This is a genomic window from Arachidicoccus terrestris (assembly GCF_020042345.1).
In the GTDB taxonomy this organism is placed as follows: domain Bacteria; phylum Bacteroidota; class Bacteroidia; order Chitinophagales; family Chitinophagaceae; genus Arachidicoccus; species Arachidicoccus terrestris.
In genome coordinates, this window is record NZ_CP083387.1 from 264,934 (window position 1) to 285,393 (window position 20,460).

Sequence of the window (20,460 nt, forward strand, 5' to 3'; positions counted from 1 at the left end):
GCCCGGTTGGGTCAGCTCCCTTTTTATTATCTACAGTGATCACAATAAAGAATTCTGCATAATCAATGCTCCGTTTTTACCCCAGTCCTTCAATCTTTTATTCAACCGTTCATACAAGGCTTTTCGTGAAATTGTCTCTGTCTTTCGCTTCCCTTTAGGGGGTACCAGTGTGGCGGGGTCCACCGGGGGGCTGGCAGAAACTTTACTGGCAAACCAGGTCATGTGCTTATGAGGCAATGCCAGTCCCAGTATCATACCGGGGAGCCCGGTGAAAGACTCCGGGCCACCGCTGGTCGGGATCATATCCGTGTAGAAAGCGACCACATAAATGGAATCCATCACAATCGCATTCGCCCTTCTACACTGAAACCCGGCAATCATCCTGGTCTCATCGGTAATCTTCCAGCGGATCTTCCGCAGGCTGTCATTGACCAGAAAGCTCTCGTCAAAGATATTTTTCAGGGAACTGGATTTAGCACTGTCCAGATCAGTATAGACCGTATTATTACCGGCGGCAGACAGCAGAAACTCCATCATGGGTATTTTTGCCGCGTCGGTTTCTACAGGAGTATAAAGGGTTTTGTTACCATTAAAAGCCAGGTTAAACGTTAATACAGCGCTGTGAGGGTTGCTGCTTTTCTCATACGCTTCCACCATTTTGGCACCCCAGACATTATCATCGCCCATATTTTCCTTCAGGATGGCCAGTACATTAGTGGTTTTCTGAAAGGTAATATTCCCCTGGTTCAGGAACAGGGCATTCTGACTGCTGGCCGTTGTAAAAACCAGCAGTCCGATGGCCATTAAGCTATATTGAATTATTTTTTTCATTTTATTTGCTTTATCATTATGTAGATCAAACTGCACACGCGTTATTTAACACCCGTTGCACTTTCTTTCTTCGCACCGCCCATCTTATTAAAATCCCAGGTTAATGACAGCATAAAATACCGGTGAATGGTGGTATAATACGTCTGGGAGATATTGTTATTATAGGCGTTTCTGTCAAAACCTTTATTCTGATCGAGCAGGTCATTGACGGAGATTTTCAACAGCAGATTTTCCTTCTTCAGAAACTTCTTGCCGATCCAGGCGTTCCAGATCGTCTGCTTACGGGCATCAAAACTGGAAGTCGGTTGTTGATAGCTATAATCCAGATCGGTATGTATCTGAAACTTTGCCGGCAGAAAAAAGTCCAGATCGGGATGCAGTGAATAGGACCAGTAATTATTATCAATCTGGCTTTGCAATGTGGATTTATTACTGTTATAGCCGGTTCTGAAAACAAGAGAACAATCCAGTACCTTTTCCTTGTATTTCGAAAGGCGGAGCCCCAGAGAATAGTTATTGGCATGGGTCACATTCATCTCTTTGTTTGTAAAGTTGACATACTTATTGCCATTAATTCCCATATCCATTCCCAGGCCCATATCCCAGAATTTCAGTTTACGGCTGTAAAAGAAGTTACCATAATAATTAGCGGTATTCTGATCCAGGTTCACATATTGATAAACACTTTTTCCCGAGTCAAGATCAGTGGTTACATTAGTTACGATAGGATTACTGATCATCGAATACCCACCATAGAAACCAAAGTATCGTTGGTTTAAAACCTTGGAGTTCCAGAAACTGGCATTAAAAGAGTTCCGGAAAGAAGGTTTAAGATCCGGATTTCCTATATAAATGTTCTGATTGTCTGAATTATTTTGTACGGGTTGCAGCTGCGTTACAGTCGGTTGAGTGGTACTGCCATAGTAGCTGGCGCTCACCTTATTGGTGGAAGAGAAATTATAGGTGAGGCGGGCCGAAGGATTCCAGTTGACAAAATTTCTTTTAAGCGCATCACCAGTATATTCGTTCGTCTGTGTATATCTGACGGCCGAGACATTGGTACCTGCGTTAAACTGGACCTTTTTATCCTTATAGCTGTAGGCTGCCCCGCCGGTGTGCGCGAACTGGTCAAACAGATAATGATTGCTATACGTGTCATCCAGTTCGGTATATCCTTCCTCGCCTTTATTAAAACTCTTGAGATCGGAATTGGACTTGGCACTGGTGATGCCATAGTTGAATACCATAGAAGACTTGCTACTGAACGGTTCAGTATAGGTTGCCTTGACATCCAGATTGTTGGTCTTGCTTGTGCTGGTCTTAAACTGGTCGGTAACTTCCGAATTGGTCATCTCATTGTCTTCATAATAATCATACTTGGAATACAGATAACCCGAAATATCACTGTTTTTATTATACTCGCTCAGATTTACTGTCAGCGCCCTGCCTTTTTTATGGAACTTCTGCGCCCAGAAAGCGTTAAAAGTAAAGGCTTTATCATGGCCGTCATTGTCAATGGTGCGCCCGCCCCTGTTAACGACGGTATCTTTGTCAAGGCCCCGGTCACTGGCCGTACTGTACTGATCATAGGTCGAATTGTCGGAGAGGCTGCCACCTGCATTGATCTTCAGTGTGGCCATCGAATCCAGCTTCACTTCAAAGGCGGCGTCCAGTTTTTGTCTGAACAGGCTCTTTTTAAAATGATCATCCGTATGCGTGTAGAGTACGCCATTCGGCAGATTGCTCTGTAAATCGGTGGAATTGCTGCCTTTGACAGACATGCCGCCGATCTTATAGTTGAGGTTCAGAAAGTCTTTATCCTCATTCCATTTTGAATCAAAATGGATTCCTCCGGAATTGACCACCGGAATACCATGCCCGTTATAACTTCCATTAAAGGAGGACAAGGCATCATCTCCGCTACCGGAGATCATAATACCGCCGCCGTCCATGATTTGTACATTATTACCGGTAACGCCATATTTCATCTGATCTTCAAATCCCAGGCCCATATGTCCGGTATTGGCAAATGTGCCATAGGCGGCAAATTTCCGTTTGCCTTTAAAATAGTTAAACATCCCCTGGGTATTATAGAACTGATCCGTACCGACGCCGGCAGAGAGTTTGCCAAAATAGCCGTTCTTTTTATCTTCCTTGAGTTTGATATTGATCGTCTTTTGCTTCTCTCCATCATCGATACCGGTGAGTGCCGCCTGATCACTGGTTTTATCAAAGAGCTGTACTTTGTCCACCATATCTGCCCTCAGGTTCTTGGTAACCAGTGTGGGATCATCACCAAAGAACTCCTCTCCGTCTACCAGCACTTTTTCAACTGTCTGTCCTTGTGCCGTTATCTTACCATCCTTATCTACTTGTATGCCGGGCAGTTTTTTAAGCAGATCTTCTACACTGGCATTGGGCTGTGTTCTGAAGCTGTCTGCATTAAATTCCGTGGTATCCCCTTTAAAACGGATGGCAGCGATCTGTTGTTTAACGATCACTGTTTCCAGTAAATGCGCTTTTTCAACCAGTGTAATGGATCCTAGTGTGGTTTTGTTGTCCGGTGTAATGTGTAATTGTTCCACATAATCGGCATATTCCGGGTAGCAAATCAATAAAACATATTTACCGGTGTCCACATTTTTCAGCGTAAATCCTCCGTCCTTATCGGATCTGGTAAACTGATCCATTATCGAGTCCTTCGCATGCAGCAATAATATCGAGGCGTTTTTCATGCCTAAGTGGGTGGAAGTGTCTATCACCTTACCTGATAAGTTGGCGGGCGTTTGGGCAAATGCATGCGCTAACAGCAGCCACCCTGTCAAGATGAGCAGAAGTTTTTTTCTCATGTACAAATTTTAGTGTTTAAGGAAAGATTCAACAAACTAAATACTTAGTTACAAATATATGTTTTTAGTAGACAAATAAAATGTTAAGTTCAGTCAAAACGCTTCACAATCAGTATGAATGGTCATATAACTGGATAAAATGCAATCGAAAAATGCTGACAGCCCGACTGTCATATTAGATATTTAGGTCATAGTAGCCGGTTTCTGCACTGAAATTCTGCCATTTTTGCATATAAATACCGGTGGCATGGTGATTGAAAGTTAATTACAGAAACACAAATAAATAAAAAATAAAAATCATATAATATGGGTAAAATAATAGGGATTGACCTTGGAACAACCAACAGCTGCGTTGCCGTCATGGAAGGTAATGAGCCTGTAGTAATTGCCAATGAAGAAGGCCGTCGTACGACACCTTCTGTTGTTGCATTTTTGAAAAACGGTGAACGTAAGGTGGGGGATCCGGCCAAACGCCAGGCGATTACCAATCCGCAGAATACGATCATGAGTGTGAAGCGCTTCATGGGACGTAAATACGATGAAGTGACCAATGAAATTTCTCACTTTAGCTATAAAGTGGTAAAAGGCGATAACAATACGGTAAGAGTAGATATTGATAACCGTCAGTATACGCCACAGGAAATTTCTGCGATGATCCTGCAGAAAATGAAAAAGACCGCAGAAGATTATTTAGGCCAGGAAGTCACGGAAGCCGTGATTACCGTTCCTGCCTATTTTAATGACGCACAACGTCAGGCCACCAAAGAAGCCGGTGAGATCGCCGGTTTAAATGTGCGCCGTATTGTAAACGAACCTACCGCCGCTGCGCTGGCCTATGGTCTGGATAAAGGTGGTAAAGAACATAAAATCGCTGTATTTGACCTGGGTGGTGGTACTTTTGATATCTCTATTCTGGATCTGGGTGATGGCGTATTTGAAGTAAAATCGACCAATGGTGATACCCACCTGGGTGGTGATGACTTTGATAAAGTCATCATGGACTGGCTGGCCGATGAATTCAAAAACGAGGAAGCAATTGATCTGCGTAAAGACCCAATGGCATTACAACGTCTGAAAGAAGCTGCTGAAAAAGCAAAAGTGGAATTGTCTTCTTCTTCAGAAACAGAAATCAATCTGCCTTATATCACGGCAGTGGATGGTGTGCCTAAACACCTGGTGAAGAAACTTACGCGCGCAAAATTTGAACAGTTAAGTGACAGTTTATTTGAAAGATGTCTGAAACCTTGTGAGGCTGCCTTAAAAGACGCAGGTTATAGCGCTTCTGACATTGACGAAGTTATTCTGGTAGGTGGTTCTACCCGTATCCCTAAAGTGCAGGAAATTGTTGAAAAATTCTTCGGCAGGAAACCAAACAAAGGTGTAAACCCCGATGAAGTTGTGGCTGTAGGTGCGGCTATTCAGGGGGCGGTATTAACCGGTGAAGTTAAAGACGTACTGTTGTTAGACGTTACACCGCTTACATTGGGTATTGAAACCATGGGTAGTGTCATGACGCCCATGATTCCGGCCAATACAACGATTCCTTCTAAAAAGACGGAGACCTTCTCTACTGCCAGCGATAACCAGCCGGGCGTACAGATTCATGTCCTTCAGGGAGAACGCTCTTTGGCTAAAGATAATAAGAGCCTGGGAGTATTTAACCTGGATGGTATCCCACCCGCTCCAAGAGGCGTGCCGCAGATTGAAGTTACCTTCGATATTGATGCGAATGGTATCCTGCATGTGAGTGCAAAAGACAAAGGCACCGGTAAGGAACAAAAGATCCGTATTGAAGCCGGTAGTGGTCTTAGTAAGGAAGAGATCGAGAAAATGAAAAATGAGGCGAAAGCTAACGAGGCATCCGATAAGGCAGAACGTGAAAAAATAGAAACGATTAACAAGGCGGACAGCCTGATCTTCCAGACAGAAAAGCAACTTAAGGAGTTTGGTGATAAGATCCCTGCAGAAAAGAAAGCACCGATCGAAACCGCACTCAACAGTCTGAAAGAAGCGCACAAGTCTCAGGACATTGCTGCGATCAATACAGCAATGGAAGCGATGAATACCGCCTGGACAGCAGCCAGTGAAGACATCTATAAATCACAGCAGGAAGCGGGTGCAGCGCCCGGCGCCGAGGCGGGTGCAGCTGACAGCGACAGCGGTGCCGGTCAACAGACTGGCGGCGGTGATGATGTCACTGATGCCGAGTTTGAGGAAGTAAAATAAACGAAAGCAAATCATCGATATAGATGTAGGATTAAAAAAACGCCGCCTGGAATCAACATTCCGGCGGCGTTTTTTTATACATCCCTTTGTTCTTAAAAACAGCACAGATCTATACAACCGCTTTGCGTATCCTTACCAATTTTTCTAATAGGGCCTCCAATAAATCCAGCTGCAGCATATTGGCGCCGTCACTTTTCGCTACGGAAGGGTTCGGGTGGGTTTCAATAAACAGACCATCCGCCCCGGTGGCGATGGCCGCTTTCGCGATCGTTTCAATCATTCGGGGATTTCCGCCGGTGACACCGCTTGTCTGGTTGGGCTGCTGCAGACTATGCGTGCAATCCATCACAACCGGAACGCCTGTTTCCCGCATCACCGGAATATTACGATAGTCTACGACCAGATCCTGATAACCAAAGGTCGTTCCCCTTTCTGTGAGCAGGACCTGATCATTACCGGCTCCCTTAATTTTCTCGACCGCAAATTTCATGGAAGCGCCGCTGAGAAACTGTCCTTTTTTGACATTGACGACTTTACCCGTTTCGGCTGCGGCGATCAGCAGATCTGTCTGACGGCAAAGAAAGGCAGGGATCTGCAGCATATCGACATATGCGGCCGCCATGGCGGCTTCCGGAGCGGTATGGATATCAGAAACCGTTGGTAAGCCATATTTATCAGACACGCCTTTCAAAAGTGTCAGAGCTTCTGTATCTCCTATTCCGGTAAAAGAGCCGGCGCTGGTCCTGTTCGCCTTTCTATAGCTGGACTTAAATACATAGGGAATCTCAAGCCTTTTGCAAATAGCTGACACTTTACCGGCCACCTCATCCAGCAAGGCCTCGCTTTCTACCACACAAGGGCCGGCAATCAGAAAGAAATTATCGGGGTTATACTGCTGACCTTTTAACAGTGTCTGCATAAATTGGTTATTGAACATATCAAACGTTTGTTTTATTTTATTCAGATATGCGAACTTACGTCAAAGTTTTGTTTTCTTTGTGGTTCGAAAATAAAATACATGTTATTATGGGTACGGATACCGAAAAGATACTGGTTATTGGAGCGGGGGGACAGATTGGAGGAGAGCTGACGTTAGCATTGAGAAAAAGATTCGGGGCGGAACAGGTACTGGCCTCAGATTTAAGAGAAGAAAGCCCGCTGATTAAAGGAACCGGTCCATTTACCACCCTGGACGCACTCAATAAAGAGGCCATGCTTCGCATTGTACAAGAGCATGGTATTACACAGATCTATCATTTGGCTGCTGTCTTGTCCGCAGTAGGGGAAAAACAGCCCCTGATGGCCTGGAATATTAATATGACCGCACTTTTAAATGTGCTGGAGATTGCAAAAGAGGAAAAGCTAAAAAGAATATTCTGGCCCAGTAGTATTGCTATATTCGGGCCCAGTTCCCCCAAAAACAACTGCCCTCAGCAAACCATCGTAGAGCCCACCACCGTATATGGTATCAGTAAATATGCAGGAGAGTCCTGGTGCAATTATTATTTTGAAAAATACGGCGTGGATGTCCGCAGTATCCGCTATCCGGGTATTATCAGCTATAAGGCTGCCCCGGGGGGCGGTACAACAGATTATGCGATTGATATTTTCCATAGCGCCTTAAAAACAGGCACCTATCAATGTTTTTTAAAGAAGGATACCTTCCTGCCCATGATGTATATGGAAGATGCAATCAGGGCCACCCTGGAGCTCATGGAAGCCCCTTCTGAAAACATCAACACCCACCGGTCCTACAATCTGGGAGCCATTAGTTTCTCCCCTGAACAAATCGCAGCAGAAATCAAAAAACATATTGCTGATTTCCGTATTGAGTACCAGCCCGATTTCCGTCAGGCGATTGCTGACAGCTGGCCGGCTTCTATCGATGACAGCGAAGCCAGAAATGACTGGAACTGGCAGCCGGCCTTTGACCTGGCTAAAATGACGGAGGATATGCTGAAAAATATCAAGCCTTGATCGCAGAGCAGCATTGAACGTCGCCAGGGAGTGCTCACATAACGCCAAACCGATACACCCCATCTGATAAGCCGCGCTTATTCAGATGGGGTGTATCGCAGCGGGTATCTCTTCCCTGAACAATGAATACCTACTTCATCGCTTTCGGACGCTCCGCATGGCTTTAAACTGTTCAATAGCTGGGTCGGCCATTAATTGCCTGTACCTTTCCGTCTCCACGGCGTAGATCGCCATCTTACCTTCTTCATTGAAGTGGGCTCCCCATCCGAATTTCTTACAGAGCGGTGAAGCCCTGAAACAGGCTTTAGGTTTACTAAAAAATTCGCGTCGCTGCTGAGCAGATATCTTCCCGGCGATCTTTTGCTGTTCAGCATATACGGCAAACAAAACATCATCTGAACTATATTTATAAGGCGCAGCTTCCAGAAGCTCATACTGTATCCTGCCCTGTGTCTGTACCGGCTCAACCACTCCCTTTTTCACCTTGAGAGCAGGTATAACAGCCTTCGTAAGGCCACAGTCCTCTGCTACCTGAATAAAGGCATTCTTGTAATTGGTTGTGTATAACCTTTCTGTTGTTTTCAAAATAGATCCCATAAGCGAATTTAATGAAAAAACAGATAGCAATCCACTATTGTAAACTGCTATCTGTAACTATCATAACTGGCAGCAAAAGCGGCTCCTTTCGCTGCCGGTTTCTATTTCGTCCTAGTGCTTAAAGTGCCGCTGACCCGTCATGACCATCGCCAGGTTATGCTGCTGGCAATACGCGATACTGTCCTTATCCCGGATAGAACCGCCCGGCTGAATAATCGCTTCGATACCTTCACCATGCGCCATTTTTACACAGTCATCAAATGGGAAAAACGCATCGGATGCCATAACAGCGCCATGGAGATCGAAATCAAATTGTCGGGCTTTCTCGATGCTGTGCCGTAACGCATCTACCCGACTGGTCTGACCACAACCCTTTCCGATCAGTTGCTTATTTTTAATCAGCGCAATGGCGTTGCTTTTAAGATGTTTACACACCAGATTGGCAAAACGCAGATTTTCCTTTTCATCCCCGGTGGAGGCTCTGCCCCCTACTTCTTCCCATTTTTCATAATTTCCCTGATCGATATCCTGTACCAGCGTACCGTTCAGGATAGATTTAAAGGACGTTTTAGCGAGTGGCGCGTCTTCTTTAATCTGTAAGAGAATTCTGTTCTTCTTAGATTTTAATACCAGAAGCGCTTCCTGGTCAAATGCCGGTGCAATCAAGACTTCAAAGAATATCTCACTAATAGCATCAGCTGTTGCTTTATCTACCGTTTTATTGGTAATAATGACGCCACCAAAAGCACTCTCCGGATCACCGGCCAGCGCCGCATCCCAGGCTTCTTTCAGTGTCGGGCGGATGGCGATACCGCAAACATTGGTATGCTTAAAGATCGCAAATACAGCTTCTTTTTCTTCCTTAAATTCCAGGGCCAACTGAACAGCACCGTCCACATCCACCAGATTGTTATAAGAAAGTGCTTTACCATTTAACTGTACAAAGACTTCGTCCAGGTCGCCAAAAAAGCTCCCTTGTTGATGGGGGTTCTCCCCGTAACGCATCACCTGCCTATTTTTCAGTGGCTGCAATATTGTGCCATTAAAATAGTTGCTGATTGCAATATCATAATTCATGGCTACTTCAAAAGCCTTGGCAGCATAACTGCGTCTTTGTTCCAGTGTTGTCGCTCCATCCTGATTCTGCAACAGTTCTACCAGGCCGGCATAATCCTCCTTATCGGAAATCACGACCAGATCTTTATGGTTCTTGGCAGCGGCGCGGATCATTGACGGACCGCCTATATCGATTTTCTCAATAATTTTCTTTTCCTCGTCAGTCTGCTTCAATGTCTCTTCAAAAGGATACAGGTCTACGATGACCAGATCGATCTCCGGGATCTTATATTCTTTCATTTCCTGCATATCCTGCTCATTATCCCTCCTGCCCAGAATACCGCCAAAGACACAGGGATGCAAGGTCTTAACCCGGCCCCCCAGAATAGAAGGATAGCTTGTCAGGTTTTCTACCGGTATACAGCTGATGCCTTGCTCTTCGATAAATTTCTGGGTCCCCCCTGTGGAATAAATAGTAACATTTTGTGCCTGAAGCTGCTTTACAAGTGGCGCCAGTCCATCTTTATAAAAGACAGAGATCAGTGCGGACTGAATTTTTTTTTGCATATGATTTGATTTACGGCAGATTTTAAGGGATCGCTGCCATTAGAAACGATTAGGTGGCAAATTTACAATCAATAGAGGGGATTTCAAGCGGCAATTTTCCACAGGCCGCGCGGCCGCGGTGCAAAACTAACGGCTCCGCCGCTTCTGGTGGCCCCATAACAGACAAGGTCCTCTTATGGAGGACCTTGCATATATTATTATTAATCTCTAAATCTACTGTTACAAAGCTATAGAAAACGATCTGGTAAAGCAGACGGACTTGCCTGACAATACCGGATTAGATTCTGAAGTGAGAGAAGGCTTTGTTCGCATCAGCCATACGGTGTGTATCTTCTTTCTTTTTGAAAGCGGCACCTTCACCTTTGCTGGCTGAAATGATTTCGTTAGCCAGTTTATCCGCCATGGTCTTACCATTTCTTTCGCGGCTGTAACGGATTAACCATTTAATGCTCAAAGAAATTTTACGATCAGGGCGTACTTCAATAGGAATCTGGAAAGTAGAACCACCGATTCTGCGGCTGCGCACCTCTACAGAAGGCGTAACGTTCGCTAAAGCTTTTTTCCAAATTTCATAACCATCTTCATTAGTGGTTTTGGAAACTTTATCTACAGCGTCGTAAAATATTTTGATAGCCGTACTCTTTTTACCGCTCCACATTAAATTATTTACAAAACGGGTAACCATTTTGTCATTAAAACGTGCGTCTGGCGCTAAGGGGAGCTTTTTGGCTTGTGATTTTCTCATTATTTATCTGAAATCTACTATTAATCAATTATTTTTTAACCTTTTCCTTTTTGGCACCGTATTTAGAACGGCTCTGTTTACGGCCTTTAACACCGGCTGTATCCAGGCTACCACGTACGATATGATAACGTACACCAGGCAGGTCTTTTACCCTTCCGCCACGAATCAGAACGATGGAGTGCTCCTGCAGGTTATGTCCTTCACCCGGAATATAGGCGATCACCTCAATTTTGTTGGTTAAACGCACTTTAGCCACTTTACGAAGGGCTGAGTTCGGTTTTTTAGGTGTAGTGGTGTATACACGTGTACAAACACCACGACGTTGAGGACAAGCGTCCAATGCTCTGGATTTACTCTTGGCTTTGATCGTCTCGCGGCCTTTTCTTACTAATTGTTGTATTGTAGGCATTCTAAATACTTAATATTTTTTTTACGGATTGCAAAGGTAGGTATATTATTTAAACAATTCAAAATTTTATCGGAATATTATTCCGCTGTAAATATCCACACCTGTGTATATCTGTATTTTATGTCTTGGAGCAAAATTACATAAAGCTACCTTATTATATATGCATAATCACGGTTAAATCGCCCTTTTTAATTCAATAGAACAACAAAAGAATAATAAGACATTGATTATCAATTGTAAAAATTTATTATAAACAGTTAACTTGATGTAATTTTTTATTCAGGTCAAATGTAAGCGAATCCGGACTGGTAAATTTAAATCCGCTTGAATCAGCCGATACATCGCCGAAGCCCTCTACCATATAATCTGCTATCTTTTTAAAAGCGACTTCCCTGGTACTGGTTATTCCTTCTGAACTGAACCGGTAATCGGCGAGTAAGATAGAATCTCTCCGTTGCCCTTCCAGAGTGCCGATATTACCATCTTTTTCTTTTAGTCTGTAGACCATAGATCCGGTAAATTTACTGGTATCCAGCCACTTGAGGGTCAAAATGATCGTATCCCCATTCACGATATAGTTGTAGCACTCCTTCTCTCCCACTTTAGGCGTTTCATTTTTATGAGCAAGCTGCCCGTCATTTTTATTTTTGCCGGAACCGCTGTCATTACCGGTACAGGCACCCCAGACAAAACCCAGACAGAGGTAAAACAGCAGCGCCGGCAATACATTCTTTTTATTAGATATGCTCATGGTCATCAATTTATATTGCAAAATACGTGGACTTTACTTTCATAGACAATAAGGAACGCGTATTTTCGGTAAACGACACGCCTGCGCCACCGGTTGCCCGGAAATTAGTTAATTTGCAACCATCATTTATACTCAAAATAGAAAAATGCTTGGACTCAAATTAACGACCGACCCCAGATGGGCCAATATTGCGGAAGATAACCTTTCTGAGATCTTAACCGACCACGCCTGGTGCGAGCAAAAGGCGGCCTCCAATGCGATCTCCCTGATTGCCAATAACTCCGAATACCCCGACCTGGTTCAATCGCTGACAGAAGTGGCTTTAGAAGAAATGCAGCACTTTCAGATGGTCATCAATCTGATCTGGCAAAAAGGATATACGCTGGGCAGAGAACGCAAAGATGATTATGTAGGACAGCTCATGAAATTCTGCAAGAAGGATGGCAGTCGTAATACAGCCTTTATTGAACGTTTGCTATTTTCTGCAATGATTGAAGCCAGAAGCTGTGAAAGATTCAAGCTACTTTCTACCAATATTAAAGACCAGCAGCTGGCTAAGTTCTACTACGACTTAATGGTATCCGAGGCCGGCCATTATACACTTTTTTTGAACTTCGCCCGAAAATATGCCAGAGATGTGGATGTAGACGCAAGATGGCAACAGTGGCTGGAATTCGAATCGGAGCTCATACAATCTTATGGCAAAAAAGAGCAGATCCATGGATAAGCGTACTGGGAAATATAAAGCAATGCGCCAGACTGAAAATGCCTGGCGCATTGCTTTAGCCCCTAACCAAACGGTATTATAATATACCACCCATCAGCGGATCCGTTTTGCCCGGCTCCCCATCTTCAATTCTACCTGCATACTGACATTCAAAATCCGGATGCACAATGGAAAAATCATACCATCCGTAAGATTTTTCCGCGGGCCAGGCAATCGTCATCAACGCCCCTGCCTCCAACCGTATGTCTCGTGCCGCTGCACCATAGCTATTATCTTTTATCGATATTGTCAGTGATCTTCCGACCGTATTCTTCATCTCGATGGCCAGGTCTTTGCCTTTTTGATAGCTAATGCGAATAGCCGGTATTCCGGACTTTTTCTTCCCCTGCCAGGACCTAAAAAATCCGTTAGGCCCGTGCAATTGCAGGCAAAAAGACGCTCCCTGCCACAGATCCAGTTGCCAGCTATCCTCCAGCCTGCCTGCCGGCTTCAGAGAATAGTTCCGCACTCTAAACGCTTCCGGGCCTCCCAACCCGTATGCGGTAAACGGCGCACCGACGGCTTTTTCACCAAATAGTTTATCCGCGACCTGCAGGCATAGTCCCAGCCGTTTTTTTTCAAAATCAAAATTCAGATCCGCATAAAGTTCGTATGGGAGCGCGCAGGCATTACGAATCCCTTTCTCTTGTTTAGGCTGATAAGGCGATGCCGAAGGTTTTGCATTAAACAGCGTTATCTCTTCAGGCGTCATTAAATGGAATCCATCCGGTAACTCTTTGTCTTTTGCCTGCTGGATGCTGCCGAGGAAGTCATTGCGGTCTATAAAAGGCAAATCTACCTTCCTGCCATTAAAGGGCCGGAATACCGAATGCAGATTGCCGCAGATGGCTCTGCGCCAGGAGCCAATGTTTTCTTCTTTTATGGCTTTCCCCAGCTTTTTGCTAAGCCAGGATTCCAGTAACTGCAGAACCGAAGTATGGTCACAAACCTGTGAATTCACCCACCCGCCCCGGCTCCAGGGTGAAGCGATCAGCAGGGGCACCCGGTAACCGAGTCCGACAGGGCTTTGTCTGGCAAATGCTTTATAACGATTGCCGACACGAAGCAAATCTTCCTCCAGGCTCACATATTCATCTTCAATATCCAGCCCTTCCGAGGCCAGTCCTGATGCAGGATCCCTGGGGTTGGGCGCTACAAAGGGCGGCACATGATCGTAATAGCCGTCATTCTCGTCATAGGTCAGAATAAAGATGGTTTTCTTCCAGACTTCCGGATTACTGGTCAGAATATCCATTGTTTCTGAAACATACCAGGCGCCATACCACGGAGCGCTCGGATGATCGGAAAATGCCTGCGGAGCGACGAGCCAGGAGACCTTGGGTAACTTCCCGGACTCGACGTCTTTTCTGAACTGGTAGAAAACATCTCCCTTAGGCGCTTTCATTTGTTTTTGACGGCCGCTATCCGCATCCTGATAATGGATCGTATCTACCTGATGGTAATACGGGTCGTCGCTATTGACCGTAAAAGCCTTATTGTGGAGTGCCCGGAGTCTTGCGGGGAGCTGCTTAAAAGCTTCCGGGCTGTATTTCACGACAGCTTCCTTCGCATAGGCTAAAGCAGCTTCCATCTCCTGAATTTTCTCTTCAGCTTTCTTCTGCTCCTTTCCCGTCAGTACTTTCAGTTCTTCCCGGGCCTTCCCTATCCGCTCTGGCAGGGCTGCCAGGTCTTTTTTCACCTTGTCATAATGACCGGGACTATAGCGCACACCATGCTGCTTAAACCATTCAAGTGGATTGTCTGTAAAATTCCCCAGCCAAAAATCTTCCGTACCGGTCATGCCATTATCCAGGCTGATATCATTTTGATACACTTTCCAGGAAATGCCTGCCTGTTCCAGTCGTTCGGGAAAGGTCTGCCAATCAACTTCATTTTGATAGTCTACATTGGAATTATCTACATTGGCCTGATTGTTTTTACCGCCTCTCAATTTACCGGTGAAGAAAAATAAACGGTTCGGTGTTGTTCCGGTAAGTGAGGAACAAAAATGCTGGTCACAGACGGTAAAGGCATCTGCCAAGGCGTAATAAAAGGGAATATCTTCCCGGGTATAATGCCCCAATGTTAACGGTAAATGGGCATATTTTTCATAGCCGGATTTCTTGGCTTCCAGCCACCGGTCAAACCCTCCTTGATTACGGGCGTCTGTCTGGTTGGTCCAGGAATGAGGTAAATTGCCTGTCCAGGTAGATCTGGTCTTTTTTATGTCTAATCTAAAAGGCGCGTATGTCTGCCCCTTTTCATCTGTCTGTAGCCAAACCTTATTGCCATTTGGGATCGTGATCGCCCTGGGGTCATTATACCCGCGTACCCCTTGTAAAGAGCCCAGCAGATGATCAAAGGAACGATTCTCCTGCATCAGCAAAACCACGTGCTCCGCATCCATAAAGGTACTCCCCTTTTCAGGGTCTATTTCCAGTGCTCTTTTGATGGAAGCAGGCAATGCTGACCAGAGGCCTACCCCTCCCCCCAACATGGCGGCCTTCTTAATAAACGTTCTTCTTGTATCCATTTAAATATTCAATTTTACTGGCGTATAGATACGCCCAAAATACGTAAATACAGTAACTGATCAGCACTTTTAACAAAGCGGCTATTTTAAGATCCACATAAGGTTATTGACGTTGTCGTTACCATCATACTGGCTTTGAATGGCTGCCGAGACATTGTCCGCGTTATGATCCAGCTCGTTTTGCGGGTATAACCACCTTTTAGGAAATTGGGTATTCGGCTGATTGAGATTGGTAGAGGCATTGAGTTTGAAAACCGGATACCCCGTGCGTCTGTTCTCATACCACGCTGTATAATTAACGTCATGCAGAAAGCCGGCCAGGTATTTTTGGGTAATAATCTGTTCAATTTTTTGCTCAGCTGTGCCGCTCAGGTTAACCGTTGACAAATAATCGTGGATATAACTATCGGTGATCGGCATGCCATGCGTATATTTTTCGTCGGTATGCGCCATTAAAAACGACATTGAACCTTGAATGCCCTGATCAAAATAGCCTTCCGCACCGGAGGTCGGCAGCCAGCCTCTGACCGCCCCTTCCGCCAGTATAAACTGCAGATCCCAATAATTAAACAGCCCTACAGGCTCCGGATTAAAGAGCTCCACATAGCGGGCGTTTACATCGCAGAACAATCCGTTATCATGAGCCAGCTTGACCTGGTTGATGGGATCAGAAGCTTCCACTCCGACATAAGCATTGTAATCTGAGGCAGGCAGGCCGGCTTTGATTTTGGCGGCTGCCGGTTCCGTAAAATAGAACAGCCTGCGGTCTTTTAAAGCCTTAAGCGGTTCAATCAAATTGCGTCCGACCACCGGATAAATCACAAAAGAATTGACCTGAACAGGCGTGTTGGACCAGGGATAACAGAGACCGCCTGTATTTTGGTAGGTCACGGCGAAATTGTCCGCATTATTGCGCATTAGGTTTCTGGTGGTGGCAATCGTTTTAAACCTTTCCTTGACATTCAGATCGGGATCGTCACTCTGATGCGAAAGTGACATCAGTACATAGAGTTCAAAACTGTTGGTCAGTCTTTGCCATTTGGCTACGTCTCCCCCGAAAACAAAATCTCCTTCAAAATCTGCACCTTTGCCAAAAAGAAGATTAGCGCTGTCTAATTCATTTAGAATGCCGGCAAAGACTTCTTTCTGGGCATCATACTTTGGCTTGATAATACCGTCAGATTTCCCCTTGACCGCTTCACTATACGGGATATCTCCTACCTGCATGGTGGTATAAAAGAACTCCCAGGCCCGGATAAAATGCCCCAGTGCTTCGTAAGAAGGTTGTGTGCCATCTGTCAGGCCCGCTGCATATTGAAGCATTGCGGGTACATTTCTAAGTACTTCCAGTCTGCCAAAACCCGCTCTTACGATCTTATTATACTGGGCCCCTTCCTGCTGCTCCGTCCAGAGAATATACTTGCCCATCATAAAAGGCTGCATGAACGACTTAGTGGAAGCGATCTCTGCGGACGAAATAGAGGTAATCATATTCGTCGCCAATGCCGCGGCACTGGTGCTGACTGACTTATCCGGATTGGTATTGATCTCATCAAATTTTTTGGTACAGCTGCCCAAAAACAGTGCCCCTGTCAGCAGTATATATATTATTGTATGAATTTTCGTTTTCATTCTGATAGTTTTATTGTTTAAATATTCAGCAAAAAGAAGAGGTGCGGTTAGAACCCTAGGCGGATATTCACCCCAATCATGCGTTGTGAAGGCGCGTTCAGGTCTTCAGCGTCATTATCCGGGTCTGAGTATTTAAAGCCGGTAAATAAAAACAGATTCTGGGCAGTCAGTGACAGGGAAGCACTTTTAATGCCCGTTTTCTTACCAAACCATTTTTCAGTCGGAATGGCATAACCGACCGACAACTCCCTCACTTTGACAAAGGTCTCATTCATATAGCCATGATTGCCGCCACCGGACAAAGACTGCTCATAGTCCTGATACCCTACCTCTACGTCATTTGTTGCATATTTACGGGTATCACTGGTGATCCGGCCGTACTTATCATAGCTTACTTCTCCGGAAACAACCTTCACTCCATCGCCGATATAGTTGTTCTTTCCATTGACCACCTGGTCATAGCGCCACTTTGTGTCTGTTTCAGGACTGGAACCTGTTTCAAACATCACGTCCCAGATATCATCATACATAATACCACCCACGCGTCCGTCTATATTTAATCCAATGGAAATCCGGCCAATCCTAAAATCGTTGATCCAGCCAAAGGCAAAGTCCGGATCACCGTACCCGATCTTGGACTGATAATCACTCTCCACCGGAAAGCCAGACTCATGGATAATATTTCCTTCGGGATCACGCAACCAGTCATTGATCAGATAAGTATCTGTCCTGGCTCTTTTTTTTGTCCAGAGATTGTCTGAGGAATAGACGGGATCCAGCTGAACATAATAGCGATGCTGGAAGGCATAGTTGACAGTAGAATGCCATTCAAAGTGCTGATTTTTGATAATGGACCCATCAACGGTAATTTCCAGTCCGCGACGGGCAATTGTTTCCTTGGTATTCACCAGTGTTGATTCAAACCCTGAGGCTTCAGAAATGTCCGCAGAGATCTGCCGGTCATAATATAACTTGCTGAAATAGGCAATATCAAAATGTAATCTGTTATTCAGTAAATAGGCGGCCGTACCGAATTCCCAGGTTCTGGTCGAGGACGGTAACAGATCAGAAGGCAACAGCGAGTTTGGATAGCTCGAGCTGGTCAACCCCCATGAAGAACGAATATCATATAACCTGTTGATGGCATATACTCCCGCCATATCTTTATCCACCGCCCAGGATCCTCTGACCTTCCACATATTGACAAACTTGGGCAAATGGAAAAACTCAGACAAAATCAGACTGGAAGAAACAGAAGGATAGAAATAAGATCTTTCTGCGGCAGGCTGTGTTGAGCTCCAGTCATCACGGCCTGTTACATCGATAAAGGCAGCCTGTTTCCAGTTTAAGGAAACCTTGCCATACACGCTGTTGACCTGCCTTTTCCAGGTGCCGTAGTTATTACTGATTGAATTGACACCTACTGATGTTGAGGGAATGGCATTGGCCAGAGAATACCATCCTGGCACTTGAAGCCCATTGACGGTCTTCGCACCGAATTCTCTGTCCCTATAATAGAAAATACTTCCACCGCCTAAGGCATCCAAGCCCCAATTGCCAAACTTTTTGTTATAGGTCAAGATCAAATCACTGTTCAGGCTATATCCCCACATTTCGTTCATACCATACATGCCTTTTCCGCCCCAGTTCCAGGAAAACAGACTGGGAAGTGACCCGCCCCTGATAATACTCATGCTTTTACTGGAGCCGCCCCTGGTGGAGTTAATACCAGCGGGATTCCGGACCGTCTCTTCGTTGCTGTAATAATCGTAACCATTTCTGAACATCAGTTTCAGATCCTTAGTAAAATGATAATTGGCGACCAGACTGGCATTGAGTTTATTTTGTTCTATACCGTCCAGCTTTTCATGCGCGATCAGATAAGGGTTATCATACCAGGCACTATACAACCAGTTTTGCGATTCATTCGGCTTTACCCAATAATCCTTATAATCCCTGATATCGTAATCCGGACCGGTCCATACCAGGATCTGGTATAAATATCCCTGCGGGCCATACCCGCGGCCCCAGATCTGAGGCGCTGTCTGGCGGGTATAGCCCATGTGGGCTTCAAGATCAAACTTATCGCCCATTTTCATCTGGCCGCTCATGGTATAATTAATGATATTCAGCTTTTCATTGGGAAATTGCCCCTGATTATATACATGGTTTAACCCTGCCCTGAAATAGCCGTTTTCACCACTCTTGGTAACACTGATATTATTGCTGGTGATAATGCCTGTCTGCATAAAATTCTGTAGGTTGTTTTTCCCGCTGGCAATTAGCGGCATCATTTCTTCCTGTTTGGTCCTGGGATTCCATTGCAAGGCAGAATCACCGATATCTAGTTTAGGCCCCCAGACATAGTCCGTAGAGATCTTTCCGTTCTGCCCATGCGCATAGGATGTCTGCACCTCAGGGATAGCCAGATAACCCAAGGTAAACATCATATTGCTGTTAAGTGTGACAGAAAGGCCACCATTTTGGGTGCCTTTTTTTGTGGAGATCATAATCGCCCCGTTGCCACCCCTTGCGCCATACAAAGCAGCAGCAGTCGAGCCCTTTAATACGCTCATCTCGGCGATATCATCTGTAGGGATATCTCGGAGCGTCATATTACCATAAGGAACACCATCGATGACAAGTAGCGGGTTTTCTCCTCTTAACTCAATAGTAGGTGTCTGATTAAACTCAGTGGAGTTATGTATCACCAGCCCGGCTACATGACCCGTGAGCGAAGTCCCGATGTCAACTCCTTTAACGGTTTCTACCTGATCGCCACCTACTTTCTGAACAGCATAGCCCAATGCTTTTTCCTGGCTTTTAATACCCAGCGCCGTTACGATGATATCATTCATCTGATGCGGCTGCTCGGTGAGCTGAATCTGAAGATCGGTTCTATTCCCTATTTCAATTTCTTTCGTAACATAGCCGATAAAACTGACTACCAGAACTGCTTTTTCAGGGTTCTGTAATCCAATAGAGAAATTACCAGAGGCGTCCGTGATCACACCTTTGGTTGTACCTTTTACCTGTATTGCCACACCCGAAAGGGCAATACCGGCCCGGTCGGTAACCTGTCCTTTGATCGTTGTTTGCTGAACAACCGGAGGGGTTGCGGCAGGCAGTGTGACGGGAGCCGTTTGGGACAGGCGCCGGATAAAAATGGTTTTCTTCTTAATAACATAACCCAGGTATTGTTCCTTTAAAATAGCGCCCAGGACCTCTTTTAGCGGTTCTTTGTTAAAATGGAGGGCATATATCGTTCTACCCTGAATATCAGCATCTTTATAAAAGAAACTGTATCCGGTCTGCTGCTCAATTTTCGAAAACGCCTGTTTCAGACTTAATGAAGACGCATTCAGGGTAACGTCTTGAGCATTGGATTTTGCCTGCACCTGGGTCAAGGCAAGCACTAGCATAATAATGGTCAGTCGCATGACGAGTAAAATTTGGCGAGATTGAGCTGCCTGCCGATGTACTTCGGAGTGGCGCACAGCATTTTTTTCCATACTTTTGTA

14 protein-coding genes are annotated in these 20,460 nt (G+C 45.2%); 3 read left to right on the forward strand and 11 right to left on the reverse strand.

Annotated elements, in window-relative coordinates:
- Nucleotides 1–39 precede the first annotated feature (39 nt).
- Nucleotides 40–831, reverse strand: coding sequence for a GLPGLI family protein (locus tag K9M52_RS00970; protein ID WP_224070201.1), 792 nt, complete (start codon nucleotides 829–831; stop codon nucleotides 40–42).
- 41 nt (nucleotides 832–872) lie between these two features.
- Nucleotides 873–3,680: an outer membrane beta-barrel family protein gene (locus K9M52_RS00975; RefSeq protein WP_224070202.1), complete on the reverse strand. Its 2,808-nt coding sequence runs from the start codon at nucleotides 3,678–3,680 to the stop codon at nucleotides 873–875.
- 306 nt (nucleotides 3,681–3,986) lie between these two features.
- Here K9M52_RS00975 and dnaK point away from each other — a divergent pair, with 306 nt between their 5' ends.
- Complete coding sequence (gene dnaK, locus K9M52_RS00980) at nucleotides 3,987–5,906, forward strand: molecular chaperone DnaK (RefSeq protein ID WP_224070203.1); 1,920 nt, start codon at nucleotides 3,987–3,989, stop codon at nucleotides 5,904–5,906.
- A gap of 109 nt (nucleotides 5,907–6,015) precedes the next feature.
- Here the strand turns inward: dnaK and kdsA are convergent, their stop codons facing one another.
- Complete coding sequence (kdsA, locus tag K9M52_RS00985) at nucleotides 6,016–6,843, reverse strand: 3-deoxy-8-phosphooctulonate synthase (RefSeq protein ID WP_224070204.1); 828 nt, start codon at nucleotides 6,841–6,843, stop codon at nucleotides 6,016–6,018.
- A gap of 89 nt (nucleotides 6,844–6,932) precedes the next feature.
- Between kdsA and K9M52_RS00990 the strand changes: the two genes are divergently transcribed.
- Nucleotides 6,933–7,883, forward strand: a complete 951-nt coding sequence (locus K9M52_RS00990) for an NAD-dependent epimerase/dehydratase family protein (protein ID WP_224070205.1) — start codon at nucleotides 6,933–6,935, stop codon at nucleotides 7,881–7,883.
- Nucleotides 7,884–8,018: 135 nt separating this feature from the next.
- Here K9M52_RS00990 and K9M52_RS00995 read toward each other — a convergent pair whose 3' ends face one another.
- From K9M52_RS00995 to K9M52_RS01015, 5 genes are all read right to left on the reverse strand, one after another.
- Nucleotides 8,019–8,480, reverse strand: a complete 462-nt coding sequence (locus tag K9M52_RS00995) for a DUF6157 family protein (RefSeq protein WP_224070206.1) — start codon at nucleotides 8,478–8,480, stop codon at nucleotides 8,019–8,021.
- Nucleotides 8,481–8,591: 111 nt separating this feature from the next.
- A complete protein-coding gene (gene purH, locus K9M52_RS01000; protein WP_224070207.1) occupies nucleotides 8,592–10,103 on the reverse strand; it encodes a bifunctional phosphoribosylaminoimidazolecarboxamide formyltransferase/IMP cyclohydrolase in 1,512 nt (503 codons plus the stop codon).
- Between the two features lie 277 nt (nucleotides 10,104–10,380).
- Entirely contained in the window at nucleotides 10,381–10,848 is a 468-nt protein-coding gene (gene rpsG, locus K9M52_RS01005) for a 30S ribosomal protein S7 (protein WP_224070208.1), read from the reverse strand.
- A 28-nt stretch (nucleotides 10,849–10,876) separates the two neighbouring features.
- Nucleotides 10,877–11,257 carry a 30S ribosomal protein S12 gene (rpsL, locus tag K9M52_RS01010; protein WP_091400239.1) on the reverse strand — a complete coding sequence of 127 codons (381 nt, stop codon included), beginning with the start codon at nucleotides 11,255–11,257 and terminating at the stop codon, nucleotides 10,877–10,879.
- A gap of 247 nt (nucleotides 11,258–11,504) precedes the next feature.
- The gene (locus K9M52_RS01015; protein ID WP_224070209.1) at nucleotides 11,505–12,008 is read right to left on the reverse strand and encodes a hypothetical protein; all 504 of its coding nucleotides are present in this window, start codon (nucleotides 12,006–12,008) and stop codon (nucleotides 11,505–11,507) included.
- 145 nt (nucleotides 12,009–12,153) lie between these two features.
- On the opposite strand from K9M52_RS01015, the gene miaE reads away from it, so the two are divergent.
- Nucleotides 12,154–12,735, forward strand: coding sequence for a tRNA-(ms[2]io[6]A)-hydroxylase (gene miaE, locus K9M52_RS01020; protein ID WP_224070210.1), 582 nt, complete (start codon nucleotides 12,154–12,156; stop codon nucleotides 12,733–12,735).
- A 76-nt stretch (nucleotides 12,736–12,811) separates the two neighbouring features.
- Here miaE and K9M52_RS01025 read toward each other — a convergent pair whose 3' ends face one another.
- From K9M52_RS01025 to K9M52_RS01035, 3 genes are all read right to left on the reverse strand, one after another.
- Nucleotides 12,812–15,307 (reverse strand): phosphocholine-specific phospholipase C, encoded by a 2,496-nt coding sequence (locus K9M52_RS01025; RefSeq protein WP_224070211.1) that lies wholly within the window; start codon nucleotides 15,305–15,307, stop codon nucleotides 12,812–12,814.
- 81 nt (nucleotides 15,308–15,388) lie between these two features.
- Nucleotides 15,389–16,939 carry a SusD/RagB family nutrient-binding outer membrane lipoprotein gene (locus tag K9M52_RS01030; protein WP_224070212.1) on the reverse strand — a complete coding sequence of 517 codons (1,551 nt, stop codon included), beginning with the start codon at nucleotides 16,937–16,939 and terminating at the stop codon, nucleotides 15,389–15,391.
- A gap of 47 nt (nucleotides 16,940–16,986) precedes the next feature.
- On the reverse strand, nucleotides 16,987–20,451 hold the full coding sequence (locus tag K9M52_RS01035; RefSeq protein ID WP_224070213.1) for a SusC/RagA family TonB-linked outer membrane protein: 3,465 nt from the start codon (nucleotides 20,449–20,451) through the stop codon (nucleotides 16,987–16,989).
- Between the last annotated feature and the right edge of the window lie 9 nt (nucleotides 20,452–20,460).